At 62.0% G+C, this 7,523-nt stretch carries 8 protein-coding genes and 1 tRNA gene; 6 read left to right on the top strand and 3 right to left on the bottom strand.

Translation table 11 applies throughout. The annotated features are described in order from the left end of the window. Positions 1 to 405, top strand: a 405-nt coding sequence (locus ACO06O_RS00045) for an arylsulfotransferase family protein (RefSeq protein WP_421875005.1), incomplete at its 5' end; no start/stop codon positions are given. Between the two features lie 5 nt (positions 406 to 410). On the opposite strand, the gene ACO06O_RS00040 is transcribed toward ACO06O_RS00045, so the two are convergent. Then, positions 411 to 1,280: a DUF3108 domain-containing protein gene (locus tag ACO06O_RS00040; RefSeq protein ID WP_421875007.1), complete on the bottom strand. Its 870-nt coding sequence runs from the start codon at positions 1,278 to 1,280 to the stop codon at positions 411 to 413. 123 nt (positions 1,281 to 1,403) lie between these two features. On the opposite strand from ACO06O_RS00040, the gene ACO06O_RS00035 reads away from it, so the two are divergent. Both ACO06O_RS00035 and ACO06O_RS00030 read left to right on the top strand, forming a co-directional pair. Continuing rightward, the gene (locus tag ACO06O_RS00035; protein ID WP_421875003.1) at positions 1,404 to 1,898 is read left to right on the top strand and encodes an anti-virulence regulator CigR family protein; all 495 of its coding nucleotides are present in this window, start codon (positions 1,404 to 1,406) and stop codon (positions 1,896 to 1,898) included. 102 nt (positions 1,899 to 2,000) lie between these two features. Continuing rightward, positions 2,001 to 2,075: transfer RNA gene (locus tag ACO06O_RS00030), tRNA-Val, on the top strand. Between the two features lie 35 nt (positions 2,076 to 2,110). On the opposite strand, the gene ACO06O_RS00025 is transcribed toward ACO06O_RS00030, so the two are convergent. Beyond that, positions 2,111 to 3,727, bottom strand: a complete 1,617-nt coding sequence (locus ACO06O_RS00025) for a GMC family oxidoreductase (protein ID WP_421875001.1) — start codon at positions 3,725 to 3,727, stop codon at positions 2,111 to 2,113. Positions 3,728 to 3,924: 197 nt separating this feature from the next. On the opposite strand from ACO06O_RS00025, the gene ACO06O_RS00020 reads away from it, so the two are divergent. Together ACO06O_RS00020 and ACO06O_RS00015 are read left to right on the top strand one after the other, a co-directional pair. Then, positions 3,925 to 5,553 carry an ABC transporter substrate-binding protein gene (locus tag ACO06O_RS00020; RefSeq protein WP_421874999.1) on the top strand — a complete coding sequence of 543 codons (1,629 nt, stop codon included), beginning with the start codon at positions 3,925 to 3,927 and terminating at the stop codon, positions 5,551 to 5,553. Between the two features lie 136 nt (positions 5,554 to 5,689). Next, the gene (locus ACO06O_RS00015) at positions 5,690 to 6,178 is read left to right on the top strand and encodes a hypothetical protein (RefSeq protein WP_421874997.1); all 489 of its coding nucleotides are present in this window, start codon (positions 5,690 to 5,692) and stop codon (positions 6,176 to 6,178) included. Here ACO06O_RS00015 and ACO06O_RS00010 read toward each other — a convergent pair. Beyond that, positions 6,165 to 6,479, bottom strand: coding sequence for a winged helix-turn-helix transcriptional regulator (locus ACO06O_RS00010; RefSeq protein ID WP_421874995.1), 315 nt, complete (start codon positions 6,477 to 6,479; stop codon positions 6,165 to 6,167). The two genes, ACO06O_RS00015 and ACO06O_RS00010, sit on opposite strands and share 14 nt — an antisense overlap. A gap of 38 nt (positions 6,480 to 6,517) precedes the next feature. Between ACO06O_RS00010 and ACO06O_RS00005 the strand changes: the two genes are divergently transcribed. Beyond that, positions 6,518 to 7,489 (top strand): NAD(P)-dependent oxidoreductase, encoded by a 972-nt coding sequence (locus ACO06O_RS00005; RefSeq protein WP_421874993.1) that lies wholly within the window; start codon positions 6,518 to 6,520, stop codon positions 7,487 to 7,489. Positions 7,490 to 7,523 lie beyond the last annotated feature (34 nt).

Here is a 7,523-nt window from a genome sequence, read left to right as displayed (position 1 = left end):
ATCGGGCCCTGGCACCGTCAGCACGACCCGGATTTCCAGCCCGACGGAACCATATCCCTGTTCGACAACCGGATGGGTTTGGGCGCTTCTCGAATCCTGTCGGTCAATCCTGCCACCGGCGCGGTATCCACCCTGTACGAAGGTTCGGATCAAGACACGTTCTATACTTGGCAGCGCGGCAGCCATGAAATTTTGCCGAACGGTCATGTCGTTGTTACGGAAACCGAGGCTGGCCGCGCCTTTGAAGTCGATCCAAGCGGCAATCGCATCTGGACGTTCGAGAATGTGTACGACGCCAAACGAAACGGTCTCGTGAACTACGCGACGGTTCTGCCGACAACCTATTTTGAGGACCAAGCATTTACGCGTTGCGGCGAGTCGATCGCCGCCACACAGACCCGCTAGCCGGATCAATCGGCCAGATTGTCCTTACCGGGTTCCAGTGCGATTTCCCGGCCGCTATGCCGGGCGGCGGTCAAATGAACCACGAGTTGACCGAAATCCGTTTCGACGTCGACCCGGACCGGAATGGGCGGCGCGCCGGGAAGAGGCCGTGCGACCCAGACAATGCGGTCGCGGGCGGTCTGGGAGTATTTCGACTGTTCGACCCGGAAGCCGCCGATCTTTTGAAACTCAACCTCGCAGGCCGTCGCCTGGCCCGCGAAAATCGTGTATTCGTTCTGCTCAAAGGTCCGCGTTTCCCCCTCCGAAACGCTCAGGTCGTAGCGGCGGCGTCCGTCATAGATCGGTATGCTGCCGGTGCATGCCCCGCCCTTCTCGATCACTCCCGCCAGGAACAGGATCGCACTGATCGGATCGACCGTGCCGGGGATGGACGCAGGGGGTATGGGGGTCAGCTTCTCCGGGTCGGGGGGCGATTCCTGATTCACATCCACGCTGCCATCCGGCTTGAAGACCAGGGAATTGCGCCGCTCGCTGCCGCGCCACAGGCCGCCATTGTCATGGGTCGAGGGCACGATCGACCCGTCATCGCCGATCTTTCCCTCGGACACGGCATTGCCCTGCCAACCGCTATACCAGTCCAGCATGCCGCGTGCCCGCGCCTGGCCGGTGATCGTATAGGCGTCGCCCTGAAGCGCGATGGAGGTCCGCCCGGACGCAACATGGAAACCGCCGAAATAGGCCTCGTATTCCAAGGTCAACGGGTCGGTGGAATCGGCCAAGGCCGGTGGCAGACCGACCGACGCCATCATCGCCGCACCCAAAAAGGTTGCGATCAACTTGGAATAAAGCCGTGTCGTGATGCCGGTGTCACACATGCCCACGATATGGGGCCATAACCGGCACCAGTCCAGTCAATCGAGCGGCAAAATATTGAAAACAGCGTTCCGCGAACCACATCCTGAGCGGGGCAGGCAATGCAATTCTGTGGAGACGCAAAAATGAAGATTGCCGCTCTGAAATCATTCACCGGCTTAGGTCGATCCTCGGTCATCGCGCTTGGCATGGCAATCGCGCTCGCGTTGACGGCCCCGTTGGGCGCCGCGGCAAAGAACGACAACGCAAACAAGGGCGGCGGGAAAGCCAATCAGGAAACCGCCGCACCCGAAACGGATCAATCGGTCGGCGACGTCATCGCGAAGTCGATCATTGATTCGTCGTCCCGGGCGCTGATCGAGGAGTATTTCCGCGATCATCCCCAGCCGGTGGAGGCGCTGCCCCCTGGAATTGCCAAGAATGTCGCGCGCGGCAAGCCTCTTCCCCCCGGCATCGCAAAGCGAAGTATCCCCGATCCGTTGCAGACGGAGTTGCGTCGACGCGATTCCAGTGTCGGCAAGATCGTTGATGCGTTGATCGTCGGCGACGACGTAGCCTTGGTCGACGCCGCGACGGGTGTCGTTGTCGACATCATTGTGGATATCGTCCGCGCCCAGTAAGTCGGCTCGCATGGCGATTTCTTCGGCCGGAGCTCTCAAGTTTGGACACCGTCGCTTGACAGTCCCCAAACCAGGGAGTATCCGACCGTCCGCTACGGCGACGGGCGGTTAGCTCAGCGGGAGAGCACTCGCTTCACACGCGAGGGGTCACTGGTTCAATCCCAGTACCGCCCACCATTTTCCCCGACAATTCAAATGACTGGCGCGCAGCCTCAGCGCCGCGCGGCCCGCAAGATCATGTCCGATGCCTTTTCCGCGATCATGACGGTCGGTGAGTTGGTGTTGCCGGACGTGATGGTCGGCATGATCGAGGCGTCGACGACCCTCAGGCCGCCGATCCCATGGACCCGCAGTTCCGGATCGACGACGGCGGTGTCGTCCGTCGCGGGACCCATCTTCGCGGTTCCGACAGGGTGAAAGATCGTCGTCGCGATATCGCCGGCTGCGCGGGCCAGTTCCTCATCCCCGTCGATCTGCGGCCCCGGTTTGAATTCCGTTGCCTTGAACCGCTGCAATGCCGGTGCCTGGGCGATGCGGCGTGTCAGTTTGATCGCGTCCGCAGCGACTTTGCGGTCCGCCGGATCATGCAGATAGTTCGGCCGGATCACCGGCTTGTCCATCGGATCGGCGGAGCGCAACCGGACCGTCCCCCGGCTTTCGGGGCGCAGGTTACAGACCGAGGCGGTGAAGCCCGGGAACGGATGCAGCGCCTCCCCCAGCTTTTCGGTTGAAAGGGGCTGAACGTGGTATTGCAGGTTCGGCGTCTCGCGGTCCGGGTCGGATTTGGCGAAACAGCCGAGCTGACTGGGCGCCATGCTGAGCGGCCCCGACCGGAACAAGGCGTATTCCAGGCCCATGGCTGCCTTCCGGATCGGGCTGTGGGTCAGCTCGTTCAGGGTTCGGACGCCCTCGACCTTGAAGGCCAGCCGGACCTGCAGATGGTCCTGAAGATTCTCGCCGACGCCCTTCAGATCGTGGCGCACCGGCACCCCATGGTCCCGCAGCACCGCACCCGGGCCGATCCCCGACCGCTGCAATATGACCGGTGACGCGACGGCGCCCGCGGCCAGAATCACCTCCCCCTTCGCCTGGGCGGACGTATCGGCACCGTCCACACGCAGATCGACGCCCACCGCGCGGCCGTCTTCTATCAGAACCGATTTGCAATGGGCCCCGGTCACGATCCGCAAATTTGGGCGGTTCTGCGCCGGGCGCAGAAATCCGCGCGCCGAGGACCAACGCACACCGCGCCGCTGATTGACCTGAAAGTAGCCGATGCCTTCGTTATCGCCGGTATTGAAGTCGTCCGTCGCGGGTATGCCGGTCTCGATCGCCGCCTGACGGAAGGCGTCCAGTATGTCCCAGCGCAGTCGTTGATGTTCGACCCGCCAGGGCCCGCCCGTACCGTGCGTATCCGTCTTGCCGTCTACGTGGTCCTCGGATTTCACGAAATACGGCAGGACGTCGTCCCAGCCCCAGCCGGGATTTCCCATTTGGCGCCAGATGTCATAGTCGCGCGCCTGACCGCGCATATAGATCATGCCGTTGATCGACGAACAGCCGCCCAGCACCTTCCCGCGCGGATAGTCCAGGGCGCGTCCGTTCAGGCCCGGCTCCGCCTCCGTCTTGAACAGCCAATCGGTGCGCGGATTGCCCATCGTGTAGAGATAGCCGACGGGAATGTGAATCCACAGATAGTCGTCCTTACCCCCTGCCTCCAACAACAGGACGCGGTTCTCCGGTCTTTCGCTCAACCGGTTGGCCAGAACGCAGCCGGCGGTGCCTGCGCCGACGATGATGTAATCGAATTCACCCAACCCTTCAGCCACCGCGTCCCCGTCCCCATTTTGTTGCATTGCATCAGGGACATGATAGCCTTGCCGACACTCGTCGGAAAGGTCAGGCGCGCGTGCTGGTGACCTATTCTCAAGGGACGGCGAGTATATTTGCGCTAACGGCCTCGCGCGCTTGGCGCTACCATGTGATGGCGGTTCTGGGACCGTCCAATAACAGGGAGTGTACGAAGATGTCGAATAAGATGGACGGCGAGCTCCGTCACAAATTTGATCTCATGAAAAGGGCGTTCGCGCGCGGGGAGTTGAGCCGCCGCGGATTCATTGTCGCCGCGCTGGGCGCCGGTGTGGCCTCCACCACGGTGTTCGGTCATGTCGACCGCGTTCAGGCCGCGACCCCGAAAAAGGGCGGCCGTTTCCGTCAGGCCCTGACGGGCGGCGGGTCCGGGGATACGATGGATCCGGCACAGATCCTCGATTCCTATATGATCAATGTCAGCTCCGGCATGCTGCGCAACAACCTGACGGAGATCGGGTCCGACGGGCAGCTGACCGGTGAACTGGCGGAAAGCTGGGAAGCCACGCCCGACGCCGCGACCTGGACCTTCAAACTGCGCCAGGGCGTGGAGTTCCACAACGGCAAGACGCTGGAAGCGGCTGACGTCGTGGCCTCTCTCAATCATCACCGTGGCGATGATACCGACTCGGCCGCGAAGGGCATCGTGTCGGCGATTACCGATATCAAGGCAGACGGCAAGGACACCGTCGTGTTCACGTTGAGCGGCGGCAGCGCCGACTTCCCGTTCCTGATGTCCGACTATCACCTGGGCATCTGCCCAGCGAAGGACGACGGCACGATCGACTGGGAATCCGGCGTCGGCACCGGCGGCTACTCGCTGGTCAGCTTTGATCCGGGTGTCCGCACCGTCGTGAAGCGCAACCCGAACTACTGGAAAGAAGGCCGGGCGCATTTCGACGAGGTCGAATCGCTGTTCGTGCCGGATTCCAACGCGCGTAACACGGGGCTGCAGACCGGGGAACTGGACTGCATCACCAACCTGGATCTGAACACGGTCAGCCTGATGCGTCAGGTTCCGACCATCCAGGTCTTCGAAACCTTCGGCAACAAGCACGCGACGATGCCGATGCACTGCAATACGGCGCCGTTCGACAATAACGACGTCCGTCTGGCGCTGAAGTACTCGATCGACCGAAATGAATTCGTCGAAAAACTGCTGCAGGGTCTGGGCGAAGTCGGCAACGATCATCCGATCGGTCCGGCCAACATCTATCGTGCCACGCCGGAAGAACTGCCGCAGCGCGAATACGACCCGGAAAAGGCGAAGTTCCACCTGAAGCAGGCCGGCATGGACAGCCTGACGGTCGATCTGCACATCGCGGACACGGCCTTCGAAGGCGCGGTCAACGGGGCGCAGTTGTTTGCCGAAACCGCCAAGGCGGCCGGTATCACGATCAATGTCGTGCGCGAGCCGGATGACGGTTATTGGTCGAACGTCTGGCTCAAGAAGCCGTTCAGCGGCTCCTACTGGGGCGGCCGTCCGACGGAAGACTGGATCTTCAGCCAGATCTATTCCTCGGGTGCCGACTGGAACGAATCGTTCTGGGAGAACGAACGCTTCAACGAGCTTCTGATTCAGGCCCGTGCCGAGTTGGATACGACGAAGCGCCGCGAGATGTATGTTGAAATGCAGCGCCTGTGTAACGAGGATTGCGGCAACATCATCCCGATCTACATGGCCTATACCCACGCGGCCAGTTCCAAGGTTCAGTTGCCGGAACAGATGGCCAGCAACTGGGAGCTGGACGGCCACAAGAACGCCGAACGTTGGTGGTTCGCGTAAGCGACCCCACCCCGAACGGACAGAGTACCGAACGGCCCGGCATCGCCCGGGCCGTTCTTTTTGTCGCGAGGCCAGCACCTTCATTAGATGTAAGAATTGCGATAGGGTGACGTGGGTTCTGAGGGAGTGGCGGATTGTGAGTTACGTCTTGCGTCTGGCGATCGACCGCACGCTGATCGTGGGGTTCATGTGGGGACATGTGAATCCGGACGACATCTTGAGCGGCATTCGAAATCCAGAGTTCGACCCTGCGGAGGCCGCGTCTCTGGATACGTTGATCCTCGTCGACCCCGACGCGCGACTGAGCGATCTGACCCCGCAGGTCGGCCGAGAGATCGCATTGGCGGACAAGGAAACCTACTTTTCCGAATCCGACCAACTGCGGCACCTGCCCGTGAAATTGGCGGTCGTCTGTCCCAACCCGGTCAGCCTGGTAACCATGCGTCTTCTCTTCGGCATGACCGATCAGATCGCCGATTATGACGAAGACCGTCAGACATTCGAAGATATGGAATCAGCTTTGACATGGCTGGACCGACCCGAACCCGACCGAGGCGCGCAGCTGATCGACGAGGCCCGGCGCATGACCGGCGCGTTTACGAGGTTTCCAGTCAGCGCACCTTAAGCGCCGCCCCCCATTTGCACAGCGCCGTCGCCCCGTCGTTCAGCCCGGCGCCCAGTTCGGTCAGCGAATAGACAACCTTTACCGGCGGGCCGGAATGCACCTGACGGTGAACTAGGCCATCCGCCTCCAGTTCCCGCAATTGTGCAGTCAGCACCTTCTCGCTGACCGCCGGGATAGCCGCTTTCAACCGCCCAAACCGTCGCGGCGCGCGGCCCAGTTCGCACAGAATATCGACCTTCCACTTGCCTTCGATTGCCCGAACGGCCGTCGCCAGGCCGCAATCCTCCATCATTTCGCTCATCCCGGTCTCCTTACCAGCCGGTAACGCCTTACCGGCCGGTGCGTATTTCGCGATCCACCGGGCGGCCCTACCTGTGCCGCGGACCCGAAACAGAGGTCCCGACTGAAACGATATGGAGTTCGATAATGAAGACCGCAATCGCCGTACTGGGAATTGGCCGAATGGGATCGGCCTTGGCCCGCGCCCTGATCCGCGCCGACTTCGATGTCAGGGTCTGGAACAGGACCGCCGACAAATGCGCACCGCTTGCCGCCCTGGGTGCTACCGCCACCGCTACCGTCCGGGACGCCGTCGCGAACAGCGATATCATCCTGGTGAATGTCAGCGATTATGACGCTACCCGATCGCTGTTGCGGCGGGATGACGTCGCGCCGTTACTGACCGGGAAACTCATCGTCGAACTGACTTCGGGGACGCCGAAGGGCGCCAGGGAAGCGTCCTCCTGGGCCGGATCGCAGAACGCGTCCTATCTCGACGGCGCGATCCTGGCGACGCCGGACTATATCGGAACCGATGCCGGAACCATCCTGGTATCCGGCCCGGCCTCCCTGTTTCACGACAACCCTGCCTTCTTCCGTGCCCTGGGCGGAAATGTTCAGCATGTCGGCGATGATCCAGGGCGCGCGAACGCAATGGATTCGTCCGTGTTGAGCCTGATGTGGGGCAGCCTGTTCGGCGCGTTGCAGTCCATCGCGATCTGCAAGGCGGAGGCGATCCCCCTGCCCGACCTGGCCACACAATGGACCGCGACGGCACCCGTGATCGAAGGATTGGTAAGTGACTTGATCGGCCGTACCGGCCAGGGCCGTTTCGCCGCGGACGCTGACTCTCTGTCAACCATCGCGCCGCATTTCAGTGCCTTCCAGCATCTGTGCGAACTGGTGAATTCGCATGGCGTCGATCCCGGTCTGGTGAACGCCTATGACGCCGTGTTCCGCCGGGCAATCGCTGCCGGACAGGAACAAGATGATTTCGCGGCGATGTCGCTGCACTTGGCAAGGCCGGCCTAGCCGCCTGTGACCGTGCCGACCCCATTGGCCGGCA

This window comes from Pacificispira sp., from assembly GCF_965228185.1.
Taxonomy (GTDB): domain Bacteria; phylum Pseudomonadota; class Alphaproteobacteria; order UBA8366; family Aestuariispiraceae; genus Pacificispira.
The sequence above is the reverse complement of the archived record's forward strand: the minus strand, read 5'-3'. Positions and strand labels throughout refer to the sequence as shown.